Annotated in this window: 13 protein-coding genes and 1 tRNA gene; 3 read left to right on the top strand and 11 right to left on the bottom strand. The window is 62.5% G+C overall.

The window, feature by feature from the left end:
- Nucleotide 1 precedes the first annotated feature (1 nt).
- Both ACROUL_RS12540 and ACROUL_RS12545 read left to right on the top strand, forming a co-directional pair.
- Complete coding sequence (locus ACROUL_RS12540) at nucleotides 2-820, top strand: ABC transporter permease (protein WP_431299805.1); 819 nt, start codon at nucleotides 2-4, stop codon at nucleotides 818-820.
- Nucleotides 820-1,575 (top strand): SDR family NAD(P)-dependent oxidoreductase, encoded by a 756-nt coding sequence (locus tag ACROUL_RS12545; protein ID WP_431301307.1) that lies wholly within the window; start codon nucleotides 820-822, stop codon nucleotides 1,573-1,575. The genes ACROUL_RS12540 and ACROUL_RS12545 overlap by 1 nt, the downstream gene beginning before the upstream one ends.
- A 49-nt stretch (nucleotides 1,576-1,624) precedes the next feature.
- On the opposite strand, the gene ACROUL_RS12550 is transcribed toward ACROUL_RS12545, so the two are convergent.
- From ACROUL_RS12550 to ACROUL_RS12575, 6 genes are all read right to left on the bottom strand, one after another.
- On the bottom strand, nucleotides 1,625-1,954 hold the full coding sequence (locus tag ACROUL_RS12550) for an ArsR/SmtB family transcription factor (protein WP_431299806.1): 330 nt from the start codon (nucleotides 1,952-1,954) through the stop codon (nucleotides 1,625-1,627).
- 6 nt (nucleotides 1,955-1,960) lie between these two features.
- Nucleotides 1,961-2,164 carry a YgaP family membrane protein gene (locus ACROUL_RS12555; RefSeq protein WP_431299807.1) on the bottom strand — a complete coding sequence of 68 codons (204 nt, stop codon included), beginning with the start codon at nucleotides 2,162-2,164 and terminating at the stop codon, nucleotides 1,961-1,963.
- A 70-nt stretch (nucleotides 2,165-2,234) separates the two neighbouring features.
- Nucleotides 2,235-3,521, bottom strand: coding sequence for an NAD(P)/FAD-dependent oxidoreductase (locus ACROUL_RS12560; protein ID WP_431299808.1), 1,287 nt, complete (start codon nucleotides 3,519-3,521; stop codon nucleotides 2,235-2,237).
- 65 nt (nucleotides 3,522-3,586) lie between these two features.
- On the bottom strand, nucleotides 3,587-6,790 hold the full coding sequence (locus ACROUL_RS12565; RefSeq protein ID WP_431299809.1) for an efflux RND transporter permease subunit: 3,204 nt from the start codon (nucleotides 6,788-6,790) through the stop codon (nucleotides 3,587-3,589).
- Nucleotides 6,783-7,775, bottom strand: a complete 993-nt coding sequence (locus ACROUL_RS12570; RefSeq protein WP_431299810.1) for an efflux RND transporter periplasmic adaptor subunit — start codon at nucleotides 7,773-7,775, stop codon at nucleotides 6,783-6,785. The genes ACROUL_RS12565 and ACROUL_RS12570 overlap by 8 nt, the downstream gene beginning before the upstream one ends.
- 240 nt (nucleotides 7,776-8,015) lie before the next feature.
- Nucleotides 8,016-8,092 (bottom strand) — tRNA-Arg (locus ACROUL_RS12575).
- A 188-nt stretch (nucleotides 8,093-8,280) separates the two neighbouring features.
- Between ACROUL_RS12575 and ACROUL_RS12580 the strand changes: the two genes are divergently transcribed.
- Nucleotides 8,281-10,464, top strand: a complete 2,184-nt coding sequence (locus ACROUL_RS12580) for a S8 family peptidase (RefSeq protein ID WP_431299811.1) — start codon at nucleotides 8,281-8,283, stop codon at nucleotides 10,462-10,464.
- 50 nt (nucleotides 10,465-10,514) lie between these two features.
- Here ACROUL_RS12580 and ACROUL_RS12585 read toward each other — a convergent pair whose 3' ends face one another.
- The 5 genes from ACROUL_RS12585 to sufC are packed head-to-tail and all read right to left on the bottom strand — an operon-like array spanning nucleotide 10,515 to nucleotide 14,850.
- Entirely contained in the window at nucleotides 10,515-11,735 is a 1,221-nt protein-coding gene (locus tag ACROUL_RS12585; RefSeq protein WP_431299812.1) for a cysteine desulfurase, read from the bottom strand.
- Nucleotides 11,728-12,324, bottom strand: coding sequence for a Yip1 family protein (locus ACROUL_RS12590; protein ID WP_431299813.1), 597 nt, complete (start codon nucleotides 12,322-12,324; stop codon nucleotides 11,728-11,730). The genes ACROUL_RS12585 and ACROUL_RS12590 overlap by 8 nt, the downstream gene beginning before the upstream one ends.
- Nucleotides 12,324-12,800: a YIP1 family protein gene (locus ACROUL_RS12595; RefSeq protein WP_431299814.1), complete on the bottom strand. Its 477-nt coding sequence runs from the start codon at nucleotides 12,798-12,800 to the stop codon at nucleotides 12,324-12,326. Before ACROUL_RS12595 ends, ACROUL_RS12590 begins: the two co-directional genes overlap by 1 nt.
- Nucleotides 12,801-12,802: 2 nt before the next feature.
- Nucleotides 12,803-14,095 (bottom strand): Fe-S cluster assembly protein SufD, encoded by a 1,293-nt coding sequence (gene sufD / locus ACROUL_RS12600; RefSeq protein ID WP_431299815.1) that lies wholly within the window; start codon nucleotides 14,093-14,095, stop codon nucleotides 12,803-12,805.
- On the bottom strand, nucleotides 14,095-14,850 hold the full coding sequence (gene sufC, locus ACROUL_RS12605; protein ID WP_431299816.1) for a Fe-S cluster assembly ATPase SufC: 756 nt from the start codon (nucleotides 14,848-14,850) through the stop codon (nucleotides 14,095-14,097). The genes sufD and sufC overlap by 1 nt, the downstream gene beginning before the upstream one ends.
- Nucleotides 14,851-14,875: the final 25 nt, after the last annotated feature.

Raw genomic sequence — 14,875 nt, forward strand, 5'->3', positions numbered from 1 at the left:
GATGCGCCTATATGCCCTTGCGGTCTATCTGTTTCTGTACCTGCCGATCGCGGTCATCGCGATCTTCAGCTTCAACGCGGGCCGCCACGCCAGCCAGTTCACTGGATTTTCCGTCCAGTGGTATGGCAAGGCTCTGTCCAACCCGTTTGTGACCGAGGCGCTGTGGACCAGCTTCATCGTCGCGTTGTCGTCGGCGCTGATCGCAAGCGTGTTCGGCACGATGGCCGCGCTTGCGCTGCAGGGCATGAAGGGCCGGGTGCGGATGGTGGCCGATGCACTGATCTATGTCGCGGTGATGGTGCCGGGCATCGTCATCGGCATCGCCACGCTGATCGCGCTGGTGACCCTTTTTGGCTGGATAAACCCCGTTCTGGCGCTGCTTGCCCCGGAAGGGCAGGCCCCGCAACTGGCGATGGGCTACGGATCGTTGATCGCGGCGCATGCGTTGTTCTCCATGTCGCTGGTCATCATCATCCTGCGCGCGCGCCTTGCGGGCATGGACCGCAGCCTGATGGAAGCCTCGGCCGATCTTTACGCACCACCTTTCGCCACGTTCCGGCAGGTTACGCTGCCGCTGATCTTTCCGGGCATCCTTGCGGGGTTTCTGCTGAGTTTCACCTTCAGCTTCGACGATTTCATCATCGCCTTCTTCGTGGCCGGGTCTGAAACTACTCTGCCGATCTATGTGTTCTCGTCGATCCGCCGTGGTGTGACGCCCGAGATCAACGCCATCGGCACGATGGTGTTGGCGGTTTCACTGGTGTTGCTGGTCGTGGCACAGCTCACCTTGCGGCGCGGCATCAAGACAGGGGCGCAATGATGCTGCTGGACGGACGGGTGGCCTTTCTGACAGGCGCTGGGTCGGGCATCGGACGAGCGGGCGCTCTGGCGCTGGCGCGCGAGGGGGCGCATGTGATCGTCACCGATCTGGACGGGGACCGCGCGGCAACGGTTGCGCGCGAGATCGCGGCGGCGGGGGGCTGGGCCGAGGCCATGGCGCTGGACGCGGGCGATGATGCCGCCGTGACCGCCTTGATCGACCGTGTGGCAGGCCGGGGGCGGCTGGATATCCTGCATTCCCACGCCGGCATCCAGGTGCCGGGGCGGCTGACCGAAGTGTCGCTTGACGGCATGGACGCCTCATGGCGGCTGAACGTGCGGGCGCATTTCGTGGCCGCCCGCGCAGCCGTGCCCCACATGCAGCGGCAGCGCAAAGGGTCGATCATCATCACCGCGTCAAATTCGGGCGTGCAGTATGACCGGGGGATGATCGCCTATTGCACCACCAAACACGCGGTAGTCGCAATGACACGCCAGATCGCGGTCGATTATGCCGCTGATAACATCCGCTGCAATGCGCTCTGTCCGGGCTTTGTCGATACTGCCTTCAACAACGGGTTCGAACAGCAGATGGGCGGGCGAGCGGCCTTGGAAAGCTATGTGGCGGGGTCGGTTCCGATGGGGCGATGGGCTTCGGTCGAGGAAATCGCCGCCAGCATCGTCTATCTGGCCTCGGACCAGTCCGGTTTCATGACCGGCCATGCGCTGGTGGTGGACGGCGGCGAAAGCCTTTAGTGGGCGGATTGCGCTTTGCATGAGGCCTGAAGCGCGCTGAATTGCACTATCACGACGGGGTTTTCGGCTTTGTGGGAACAGCGCAAAACGCGGTTCGCAGGGTCGCGATAATGGGAATGATGTCAGCGCGTCCCAGCCTGTTCGTCACGTGTCTGCCGTGCCGGGTGGAGCGGATCAGACCTTCCGCGCGCAACCGCATCAGTTGCTGTGAAACGCTGGCTTGCGGTTCGTGCAATGCGGCGGACAACTCGCCAACTGTCATGTCCCGGTCAAGCAGGCTGCAAAGTATTCGCAGCCTGCCGACATGGGACAACGACTTCAACAGCGCCACGGCCCGTTCGGCGGCTTCCGGATCGTCAGGAGCGAAGCTGTCGGTCATGGCGGATCAGTTGAACGCGCAACCGGACTTCACGCCGAGCGCCTTGAACGCCATCGCAGCCGGACAGACCCCGGTGAACGACGACTGGATCAGGTTCAGGCCGATGAACACGGTGAACCAGACAAAGAGCGGCGAGACGAAGGCTGTCAGCAGCACGCTGAGCAGAACCATGCAGCCGGCGAAGAGCATTACGGAGCGGTCTAGGGTCATTGCAGTCTCCTTTCAGGGATGAGGTCGAGACGGGCACCTTGCGCGCCCGTCCCCGCGTTTTCGGCGGGCATCAGCCCGTGGTGGTTTCCTTCAGCTTGTCGATCCCCAGCGTTTTCAGGGCGAGGGTTTCGTAGAAGGGTTCGGACACGCCCTTCCTCAGCTTGCGGATGAAGTATTTCTCGAAGCCGATCTTGGCCATGTGGACCCACTTGCCCGACGAGGACCAGTTCACGTTGCGCGGTGGAATCTGCGGTTGGGCCACGAAAGCGACACCCCCATCGCCGAAGTCCGCGAGGCAGACGGCGTTCCATGTGCCCACGCGGTCGGGCGCCTTGCCGTGGACGAGGTTACCGATGTTGTGGGCGGTGGCGGTCACCATCGACTCGATCATGAAGCCGGTCTTCGGCACGCCGCAGGGCACCGGCGTCGGTCCCATCGGAGGGATCGCCACACAGACGCCCACGGCAAATATGTTGCGGTATTTCGGGTTCTGCTGGTGAGTGTCGACGAGGGTGAAGCCGCGCGGGTTGCTGAGGCCCTCGATGCCGGAGACAGCCTTGATGCCGCGAAAAGCGGGCAGCATCATCGAGAACGCGAAGGGCAGTTCCTTTTCGGCCTTTACGCTGCCGTCGTCGGCGATTTCTTCGACGAACATCTTGCCGGCTTCGACGCGTTTCACCCGGGTCGAGGTCATCCACTTGATGTGCTTGCCGCGCATCTCGGATTCGAGAAGCCCCTTGGTGTCGCCGACCCCATCAAGGCCGAGGTGTCCGATGTAGGGTTCGGGGGTGACAAAGGTCATCGGCACGCGGTCGCGCACCTTGGCGCGGCGCAGCGCGGTTTCGAGGATCAGGAGAAACTCGTAGGCCGGGCCAAAGCAGCTTGCCCCTTGCGCCGCGCCGATGATGACTGGGCCGGGGTTGCGGACCAGTGCATCGAACGCGACGCGCGCCTGTTCGGCGTGGTCGATATGGCAGACCGACTGGGTATGGCCGCCATGAGGGCCGAGACCCTCGATTTCGTCGAACGCCAGTTCCGGGCCGGTGGCGATCACGAGATAGTCGTAGGCGACGCTTTCGCCGTTGACGAGCTGGATGCGGTTATCCTCAGGGTGCAGGCGTTCTGCGGCAACGGGAATGAAGCCGATCCCCTTTTTCGCCATGGTCGGCCTAAGATCGACGGTGATGTCCTCCCGCTCACGCCAGCCGACCGCGATCCAGGGGTTTGACGGCACGAAGTGGTACTTCGGGTCCTTTGTCACCACGGTAATCCGGTCTTCAGGGCGAAGCTGGTCTTTCAATTCGTAGGCCATGATGGCCCCGCCGAGACCCGCTCCCAATACGACTACATGTGCCATTCGTTCCTCCAGCGCACAGGGTTGAACCGATCCGGCCCCCCGCGGGGCCGGGGCCTTCGTTTTCATCAGGTGCGGAACACCCGGTAGATGGCGGGGATGACAAGGACCGTCAGCAGGGTCGATGTCATCAGCCCGAAGAGAAGCGAGATCGCCAGACCCTGAAAGATCGGGTCAGCAAGAATGACCACCGCGCCGATTATCGCAGCCACCGCCGTCAGGAAGATCGGCTTGAAGCGGATCGTGCCGGCGCGGATCAGGCTTTCGACGGTGACGGTGCCTTCCATGCGGATGAAATCCACAAGGAGGATGGAGTTGCGGACGATGATGCCGGCCAGCGCGATGAAGCCGATCATCGAGGTCGCGGAGAATGGTGCGGCAAAGAGCCAGTGGCCCGCCATGATGCCAAGGAACGTAAGCGGGATCGGCGTCAGGATGACCAGCGGCAGTTTGAACGACCCGAACTGCGCCACGACAAGGATGTAGATGCCCAAAAGCGCCACGCCGAAGGCGGCGCCCATGTCGCGGAAAGTAACCCAGGTCACCTCCCATTCGCCGTCCCACAGAAGCGTGGTCTTCGTCTCGTCCTCGGGCTGGCCGTTCAGGCGGATTTCAGGCGCGCCGTCGACGCCTTTCAGGGCATCGCCCACGGCCAGCATCCCGTAAAGCGGGGCCTCGAAGGCGCCCGCCAATTCGGCCTGCACCATTTCTGCGGCGCGGCCGTTGTGGCGGAAGATCGGGAACGAGGCGCGCTCTTCGGTGATCTGGACCACATCGCCGAGTTCCACGACGCCGCGCGCGCCTGGCAACGTGTTGGCCGGGATCGGCGTGGTCAGGAACCGTTCGTCAAGGACGCGGTCGCCCTTTGCCCGTTGCAGCACCAGCGGGATAGGATAGCGCCCCTCGCCCCGGTGCGAATAGCCAACGGTGCGGCCACCATTCAGCAGGGCGATGGTGTCGAAGACGTCACGCTCTTGCACCCCGAAAAACTCGAGATCGTCGCTGGACACTGTTGCCCGCAAACGCCGGGCCGGGTTGCCAAAGCTGTTGTCGATGTCGACGATGAACGGCACAGAATGGAACGCGGCCTCGACCTTGGCGGCTGCGTCACGACGGGCCTCGGGTGTGGGGCCGTAAATTTCGGCCAGAAGCGTGGCAATGACCGGCGGGCCCGGAGGCGGTTCGACGACCTTGAGCGAGGTGCCTTCCGGCATAGTAACCGCCTTGAGCCGTTCGCGGATTTCCAGCGCAATCGCGTGGCTCGGCCGGTCACGGTCTGCCTTTGGGGCTAGGTTGATCGCCACTTCACCAAGGTGCGGTTCTTGCCGCAGGTAGCTGTGGCGCACCAGACCGTTGAAGTTGAAGGGAGCCGCCGTTGCAGCGTGGGTCTGCACCGAGGTGACCTCGGGAAGCGCCAGAACGATTGCCGCGATGTCCTGCACCACCCGGTCGGTCGCTTCGGTCGACGAGCCTTCGGGCAGATCGACCATCACCGAAAGTTCGGACTTGTTGTCGAAGGGAAGAAGTTTGACCGTCACGTCCTTGGTGTAAAGCAGGCCGAGCGAGCCGAAGGACAGCAGCGCGGTCAGCAGAAGAAACGCCAGACTGCGCCCGTTGCTTGCCAGAAGCGGCCGCGCCACAGCCTGATAGGCGCGTTCCATGAAACCGCCGTGCGCGAGGTCGTGGCCACCCATCGTGTCGTCGTGGGAATGGGCAGCCATGTCCGATTTCCCCGCGACCTTCACCATCAGCCAAGGGGTGATCACGACGGCGACAAAGAACGAAAAGATCATCGCAGCGCTGGCGTTGGCCGGAATGGGCGACATGTACGGGCCCATCAGACCCAACACGAACAGCATCGGCAGCAGCGCCGCCACCACCGTCAGCGTGGCCACGATGGTCGGGTTGCCGACCTCGGCCACGGCGTCGACGGCGGCGCGGGTGCGGTCGCGGCCATCGCGCATCGCCCAGTGCCGGGCGATGTTTTCAATCACCACGATGGCGTCATCGACAAGGATGCCGATAGAGAAGATCAGGGCAAAGAGGCTGACCCGGTTCAGCGTATAGCCCATGATCCATGCGGCAAAGAGCGTCAGCAGGATCGTCACCGGAATGACCACTGCCACCACGATGGCTTCGCGCCAGCCGATTGCCACCAGCACCAGCGCGATGATCGACACGGTCGCGAGGCCAAGGTGGAACAACAGTTCGTTGGCCTTTTCGTTCGCCGTCTCGCCGTAGTTGCGGGTGACGGTCAGCGCCACGCTGTCAGGAAGGATACTGCCATGCAGGCTTTCGATGCGGTGCAACGCCGCTTCGGCCACGACAACGGCATTGGCCCCAGCACGCTTGGCCACCGCCAGGGTGACCGCAGGGCTGCGCTGCACTTCCCCGGTGTCGGATTTGGTCAGATGCGAAACAATATGGTCCGAGGTATCGGGAACGAAGGACACATCGGCGACATCGGCAACATAGACGGGACGCCCGTCGCGGGTGGTGAGAAGCAGGTTCGCAACCTCGGACGGTGCGATGAGGGTCTGACCGGCGACCAGATCCACCTGTTCGCCCGCGTCCCGCAGTTTTCCGGTGTTCAGCGTGCGGTTGGCCTGATCGACCTTTTCGGCAAGCTGTTGCAACGTAACGCCAAAAAGCGCCAAGCGGTCGGGATCGGGGGCGATGCGGATCGCCTCGGTTGCCTCGCCGACCAGATAGGTCAGGCCGACATCCTCGGTCTTGGCGACCTCGGCCTGAAGGGCACGGGCGATGCGGGTCAGGTCGTTCGCGGCCACCTCTTGCCCCGGCTTGGCCGACAGGGTGACGGTCAGGATCGCCACATCATCTATCCCTCGCCCGACGATCAGGGGTTCGGGGATGCCAACGGGAATCCTGTCAAGATTGGCGCGAACCTTGTCATGCACCCGCAGGATCGCATCTTCGGCGCTGGTGCCCACCTTGAACCGCGCCATGACCAGCACCGCATCGTCGCGCGTGTTGGAATAGACGTGTTCGACATCGTTGATGCCCTTGACGATCACCTCAAGCGGTTCGGTGACGAGTTTCACCGCGTCCTCGGCCTTCAGCCCCTGGGCCTGAACATGGATGTCGACCATCGGGACGGAAATCTGCGGCTCTTCCTCGCGCGGAAGCGCGCCCAAGGCGACCAGACCGGCGGCGAGTGCTGCCACGATGAACAGGGGCGTCAGCGACGACGCGATGAACACGCGGGTCAGCGCACCGGCAAGGCCAAGTGGGCCGGGCTTGAACTTACTCATGACTGGCGCCCGTTTTGGGGTCGGTGACGACACGGTCGCCCGTGGCAAGGCCGGTCAGGATCTCGATCACTTCGCCTTGGTCCGTTTCGCTCCGCTGGCCCGGCACGACAGTGCGCAACGTCGGGCCAGCGTCGGTTTCCACCTGAACGAAATCCAGACCGCCACGGGAAATAAGGGCGCTGACCGGAACGAACAGGGCTTCACGCTCTTGCATGGGCAGGCGCACAAGTACGCGCGCATCGACAAAGCGGTCGGGGGCGCCCTGCACCTCCACATCGGCAATGACGCGGCCGTTTTCGATCAGCGGGTAGACCTTGATCAGGCGCCCTTCCTGGACACCTTCCACGCCTTCGACGCGGATTGCGGCACCTTCCTGCAGCATGGCGGCATGACGCTCCGGCACCGCTAGGCGCAGGAAGGTGCCACCGACGCTGATCAGCGCCACAGGCTCGCCCGGCATGACAACCGCCCCCGTCGACACCGGAACGTCAAGCACCCGGCCCCCGGCCGGTGCCAGAACACGGCCTTCGTTCTGGGTTTGGCGGATCAGTTCCATCTCGGCTTCGACAGATGCGATCTGGCCCTTCAGCACCTCGACCTGCGTCCGCAGCCCGTCAAGCCGCTGTACCGTGCTGACACCCTGCTTCAATAGCTGCTCGCCGCGGGCAAGCTCGGTCTCGGCATTGGCCAGCTGTGCCGCCTGCGCCCCTTTCCGCGCCTCCAGCGCAGTGAGCTGGAAGGTGAGCTTGTCGTCGATCACGGTGGCGATCAGTTCACCTTCGCGGACCACGTCACCTTCGGTGACCGTGAGTTCGACCACGGTGCCTCCGATCCGCACGCGGGCCGGCACACGATCACGCGCTTCGATTCTTCCATAGACTGCCTTCCACTCTGTCGTAGTGGTTGGCGAGAGGCTAAGAGTTTCACTGCTAACTTCCTGGGCTAAAAGGATAAGCCAAGGCAATGCGATCAAAGCGAGCCTCATGTGGACCTCCGTTATAGAGTTATTCATATATCTGCATCTTTTACTGAAATGCAAGATGCAAACTGTCGTCACACAAAGCCCGCGCCTACACTCCATAGGACTGCGATATTTCGGACTTGTGGAGGGCCGGCATCGTCAACAAGGCCGGAGGCGTCAAACCTGCGCCGAAACGCTGAAACTGACTGCGCACCCAAAGCGCGACCTTGGGGCAACATTCAGAAGTGCTGATGGCGGAAAAGATGGTGCACCCGACACGATTCGAACGTGTGGCCTCTGCCTTCGGAGGGCAGCGCTCTATCCAGCTGAGCTACGGGTGCCTGCCGGTTGCTTAGCTGAAGGCGGCTGGGGTTTCAACGGCAATAACGGGGACCCTGCCCCCGGCAGCGCGCTTAGAAAGCGCATGTGCGGAAGCAGATTGTTTCCACAAAAAATGTGATTCACGTGGGCAGTTTTTTGCCGATCCTTGCTAGCCTATGGAAGCGAATCGGTATTAGGGGGTCTGCCTGTGTCCATTTTCATCAAATTGCGCCGCAAAGGCGCGCTTTATGCATCATTGTCAGCGATTGCCGTATTGGCCGGGTGTGGTGGCGCGGAGGAAAACTTCGCAGGTGACGGGCTTCTGTCACCCTTCCCTGCGCCGGGTCCGGTCGATATCGCTGTGCTGTTGGCAGGATTTGACTTCAGCAATTTTCCAAATGTTGTGGCGGATACCGCTGCGCTGTTGGCGTCTGCGCCATATCTAGCGCAATACACGCAGAACTGGGGTCTTGAGCTTTCAAGCGGTGAAGAACTAACAGGGTTAAACAGCTACCCGCTTAAGTCTTCTGGGGCAGCATTTGCCCATGCAGCTGGCTTGCGCGGCAACGGGTCCATCATTGCCGTGTCGGATGATGAATTCCTGCCGGGCTATGCCGAGTTTGCGGGTACGAACGTATTGGTGGAAAATAACAGAGAACTGCCTGTGGACCCCGGTGCGCTTGTCGGACACGGGACAATCGTTTCCGCCGTCGCATTGGGCCAATCAGCCGACTTCATCGGAACGGCCCCGGATGCGACGCTGCTGTTTGGCACATACGAGACTGACCAGAAGCTCGCCGACGTGGGCAACCAGGCGCTGGCGCTAGGCGCTGTCGCGTGGAACAATTCATGGGGATACCCGGACCTCGGGTTGAACCAGAATGACTTCGACGCAGCCTTCACCGGCAGTATCGGTTCTCAAAACTATCTTGAGGCACTCAAAGACTATTCCTCCTACGGTGTCGTAGTGTTCGCGGCCGCCAACGAAGACAACCGGACAAGTTCGACGCTGATGGAGGGCCTGCCGTATCTGTTGCCGGAACTGGAAGCTGGCTGGATTGCCGCAGTAAACGGGGTTCCCACCTTTGATGGCGACGAAATCTCGTCAGTAAAGCTGGTGTCATCTGCCTGTCTGCAGTCGGCTCGCTGGTGCCTAGTTGCCGATGGGGCGTGGACGGTCCCGGATCCCACGCTTCAGCTTCAGCCAGGCGAGCCTCTCGTGACAGGTTCGTCGTTCGCTGCGCCACAAATCTCGGGCGCGCTGGCGCTTTTGGAGCAGGCATTTCCAGATTTGACCCCACATGAGCTTCGGGTTCGGTTGCTGGCGTCGGCCGAAGACGACTTCTTTACCCCGAATGCCTTCGTTGAACTCGCCACCGGATTCAACAAGGGATATTCATTTGAATTCGGGCATGGCTTCCTGGACATTGAAGCAGCCCTGCGTCCGATTGGTGGGACCATGATGACGCTTGCCAACGGCAACACGGTGTCGACCAACGCACCAGTGCTTGCAAGCGGAACGGGTCTGGGCGATGCATTGGAGGTTTCACTAGCGTCGACCGATCTCCGAGTAAAGGATGCTCTTGCTGGAGGCTTCGTCATGCCCGGCACAGCTCTGACCGCTGCAGCGCGCCCCGCCTCGCAGGTTGCCTCGATTCTGTCGCGCAGCTTGTCCAGCAATCTGGGAGTGGAACGGACGGCAGAGGTCAGCGCGCTGGACAATCCTTTTTCGTCGCTCGGCGGGACTACTGCGAGCTTCCGCGCGCCTGACGGTAGCACATCGGCCGCACTTCTGATGTCTTCGGGTGGTGGCAAAACTGCCGGCGTGCAGGTTACACGAGTGATGTCCGATGGCCCGTTGAAGTTAGAGCTTGGAATGAAGCTTGCGCGTGACGACGGCGAGCGGATGAGCCTGGACGGAGACAGCGGCGCCTTGATGGCATCGGTTTCGCTGGGTCTGACGCAGGATCTGGGCGGGTCGGCGTTCCTAGCCTTGGCCGGTGAAGTAGGGATGACCGATCTTGGCGGATCTACCGCTCTGGGCGATGCCGGAACCGCACGGTTCGACAGCCTGTCGCTGACGGCTGGGCGCAGCAACCTGTTCCAGACCGGGGATAGATTGAGTGTTGGGGTTGGAATGCCTATTGCGATCGCATCTGGCGGCACGGTGGTTGATCTGCCGGTCTACCGCAAGGCCGCTGCTGCCGGATTCGAACCAGTGGAGCTGAATTTCGCACCGGAAAGCCGACAGATCGACCTTGGTATTAGCTACCAAACCGCACTTGCCGACGGGTTGGAGATGAAACTGTCCGTCGCGCATTCCGACAATTTCGGAAACCGCGCCGGGATGACCGACACAGGGGGCGCGTTGGCGGTAGTCTTTCGATTCTGACAAACGTTTGGTGATGGCAAAGCCCGACCCCTTCGCGGGCCGGGCTTTCCTTATCCCAGAAGGTCGTGGGCAAGTTCCAGCGCGGAGACCAGAGCGTCCACTTCGCCTTTGGTGTTGTAAAGGCCGAAGGAAGCGCGGCAGGTTGCGGTGAGGCCCATGTGCTGCATCAATGGCATGGCGCAATGTGTTCCTGCGCGAACTGCGACGCCGCGTTTGTCGAGAATCGTCGAGATGTCATGGGCATGGGCCGCGCCATCTAGCGAAAAAGAGAAGATCGCGCCTTTGGTCACCGAATTGCCCTGCACGGTCAGCCAGTTCAGCACAGCAAGGCGAGATTGCGCATAGTCGCGCAGGTCTCGTTCATGCGCGGCGATGTTGTCCATCCCGAGACCGGTCAGATAATCGAGTGCGACGCCAAGGCCGATCTGCTGGACGATGCCGGGAGTGCCGGCCTCGAACTTCATCGGGGGGTCGTTCCAGGTGACGGTGTCGCGGGTGACCTCGCGGATCATGTCGCCGCCGCCGAGGAAGGGACGCATCTCGGCTTGCCGGGCGGCACGGATGTAGATCGCGCCGGAGCCGGAGGGACCGTACAGCTTGTGGCCGGTGATGGCGTAGAAATCGCAGCCGATGGCCTGCACGTCTACGGGCACGTGTACGGCGGCCTGGCTGCCGTCGACCAGAACCGGCACGCCCTTTTCGCGCGCGCCACGGCAGATCGCTGCCACGTCGACCACGGTGCCAAGGACGTTCGACATGTGGGTGACGGCGATAAGCTTGGTGCGCGGCGTGATCGCATCCAGCACGGCTTGCGGATCAAGATCACCGTTCGCGTCGATGTCGACCCATTTCAGCACCACGCCCTGGCGTTCGCGCAAGAAATGCCAGGGCACGATGTTGGCGTGGTGTTCCATGATGCTGAGGATGATCTCGTCCCCGGCCTGCAAGCGCGGCACAGCCCAGGCGTACGAGACGAGGTTGATCGCCTCGGTCGTGCCGGAGGTGAAGACGATCTCGTCTTCGGACGGGGCGTTCAGGAAACGGGCGATCTTGCCGCGCACACCCTCATACGCCTCGGTCGCGATGGTCGAGAGGGTGTGAAGGCCACGGTGTACGTTGGCGTAATCGTGCGAATAGGACTGCGTCATCGCGTCGATAACGACCTGCGGCTTTTGCGCGGAGGCACCGTTGTCGAGGTAGACCAGCGGGCGTCCGTTGACCTGCCGCGACAGGATCGGAAAATCGGCGCGGATGGCGGCAACATCATACATCGGAAAGCGCCTCTGGCCCGAGAAAGAGCGCGGCCACCAGCACCAGTGCGAAAGCGACGGCAAAGGCGGTCAAGACGATGCCGATGAACACAGCCCCGCGCGAGGTGAAGCGGTGCAGTTCCGCAATGAAACTCGTCATCAGCCAGAAGAACAGCACGAGGCCGAGGATGTTAATGATGCCGGCAATCGGCGGAACGAGGACAAGCGCCAGAAGCTGCACCGCCTGCACCACCAGCATGATGACTTGCAGCCAGACGACGACAAGCATCGCATCGGGAAAGCTGCCAGTGCCGCCGCGCGCCCGCCCGACCCGGTAGATCAGCACCACAGAGGCAAGCAGGATCACCCATTGCAGGATGGCCGAGCGGATCGGGCTGCCGGTCAGGAACCCAGCGATCGGGTCGGTACTGGGCGGCAGCAGAAGCGTGCCGAGGTGCATGAAGATGGCCGACGCGACGGCGACCAGCACCAGCGCGGCGGTGCGCGCCGGGATCGGCACGCCAAGGTCGAGAACCGCGCGGATGCCGCGGCGGGGGTCTTCCAGCGTCAGGCGACCAAGGGAGACAAGGGTTTCGGCTAGCGTGGGCATCAGCGTTCCGCCTCGATCAGCATGACAATCCAGAGCCAGAGAAACGCCAGCCCCACCACGATGTTCACCGCCCAGAGCGCCGGGCCGGGCCCGATCATTCCGGCGACAAGCCCTTGCAGCAGCATCAGCGGACCGACCGTCGCAAGTGCCCAGAAAAGCGCAAGCCGCGCGCGGTAACCCGTCCCTTGCCCGCCAAACCCGCTGGCGACAAGACGGCTGATTGCCGCAAGCGCGTACCAGATCGGGATCGTGGCAAGGACCGCAAGACCGCGTGCCAGAAGCCGAGGCGCGGTGGCGGTGTCTTGCGCCAGAAATGCCTCGCGCGAGGCTTGCGGCCATTGCCCGATGAAGGCGAGGATCAGGAACACCAGCAAAAGCGTGAAGGCGAAGGGTTCGGACACGCCCCGCGCCAGATGGCGGCGGAAGGTGACGCGGGGGCTCCGCCAGCTTTCGACGATGTCGGTGGTGACTGCCATCGTCAGCCTTGCGCCCCATGCCGGTTGAGCCAGCCTTCGAGCCTAAGGCGGATATCGTCGGCGATGGCGTCATCCTCAATCTCGCCGATGGCTTCGGCAAGGAACGCAAGCACGAGGAGCGATTGCGCCGCCCGGCGTGGCACGCCGCGCGACTGAAGGTAGAAAAGCGCGGTCTCGTCGATGGCGCCTGATGTGGAGCCGTGGCTGCACTTCACGTCATCGGCGTAGATCTCAAGCTCGGGCTTGGCGAGGAACTGGCTGGCGCCATCCAGCAGCAGCGACTGGCTGATCTGGTAGCCGTCAGTCTTTTGCGCGCCGGGTTTCACGAGGATCTTGCCCTGGAACACGCCGACCGCGCCGTTCTTCAACACCTTCTTGAAAACCTGCCGGCTTTCGCAGCGTTCCGCGCCGTGGATCACGAAAACTGTGTCGTCGTGGTGAAAGTCGCCGTCACCGACCGCAGCCCCGGCGATATGCGCGCGCGCGTCGGAACCGGCGAGGTCGATCACCGCCTCGTTCCGCGTCAGGCGGCCGTTGGCAGTGAGGGTGAAGGACTTGAACGAAGCGCCCTGCCCCAACCGCGCGAAGAGATGCGTCACGGCGCGGCGTTCATGGTCGCGGCCTTGCAGGCGGATATGGTGGAAGCGGGCATTCTGGCCGACTTCAACCTCCATCACCTTGGTGAAGCGGGCGGCAGCAGGGCCGCTTTCAAGCACTGTCAGTTCGGCACCGTCTTCCAGCTTGATGCAGTGATGCAGCATCGCCTCTGAGGTTTCGGTACGGTGGTGGTAGATCAGCGCGACGGGCTTGGCCGCCCGACCCTTGGCGCGGATCAGGATGCCGTCGGTGGCGAATGCGGTGTTTAGCGTGGCGAAGGGACGAGGAACCGGGGTCTGTCCGCGCGTTTCAAGCACACCGTACAGGTCACGCGCCCAGTGGATGTCGACGGCGCCAGCGGCGGGCAGACGCTTGATCTCGATCCCAGCGAGAGTAAGGTCGTCGGATGCGGAGGCATCAAACACGCCATCGACGAACACCAGCTTAAGCCGGTCGATCCCTTCGAAGGCGGGCGGTTCATCGCTGTCGTCAAACCGACTGGCAGGCAGCGGACTGGCCGCGTTCAAAGCCGAAGGATCGGTGTAGCGCCAGTATTCGTCACGCCGGCCCGGCAGGCCCATCGCACCAAGCCGTGCAAGTGCATCGGCCCGCGCCGCACCAAGCCAGCCCCCTTCGGGCAATGCCAGACCGGCGATGCGCGCGGCAAGCGCGTCTTCCTTGACCTTGGCCAAAGGCATCAGACCACCTCGCCCAGAAGGTCGGCGTAACCGTTGTTTTCAACTTCCAACGCCAGTTCCGGGCCGCCGGTCTTGATGATGCGGCCAGCGGCCATGATGTGGACCACGTCGGGTTTGATATGGTCCAGAAGGCGCTGGTAGTGGGTGATGACAAGGAACGACCGCCCGGCATCGCGCAGCGCGTTGACGCCGTCGGCGACCAGTTTCATCGCGTCGACGTCAAGGCCGCTATCGGTCTCGTCAAGAATGCACATCTTCGGTTCCAGCATCGCCATCTGCAGGATTTCGTTGCGCTTTTTCTCGCCGCCCGAAAAGCCGACGTTGACCGGACGCTTCAGCATATCGGCGTCGATCTTGAGGGTCTTGGCCTTTTCGCGCACGATCTTGAGGAAATCGCCGGCGCTAAGCTCGTCTTCGCCGCGCGCCTTGCGCTGGGCGTTCACGGCCGTACGCAGGAAAGTCATGTTGCCGACGCCGGGGATTTCGACGGGATACTGGAAGGCAAGGAACAGGCCCGCGGCGGCGCGTTCCTCGGGCTCCATATCCAACAGTTCGGCGCCTTCGAGGCTGGCGGAACCGTCGGTTACCTCATACCCCTCGCGGCCAGCCAGAACGTAGGACAGCGTGGATTTGCCCGAGCCGTTCGGCCCCATGATGGCATGCACCTCGCCCGCGCCGATGGAAAGGTCGACACCCCGCAGGATGACCTTGTCCTCTTCCTGAAGTTTGACGTGCAAGTTATTGATCTGAAGCATTTTCGGGTTCCTCGGGAAGAATTCT

The organism is Tabrizicola sp. BL-A-41-H6, assembly GCF_050632395.1.
Classification (GTDB): domain Bacteria; phylum Pseudomonadota; class Alphaproteobacteria; order Rhodobacterales; family Rhodobacteraceae; genus JAUYQR01.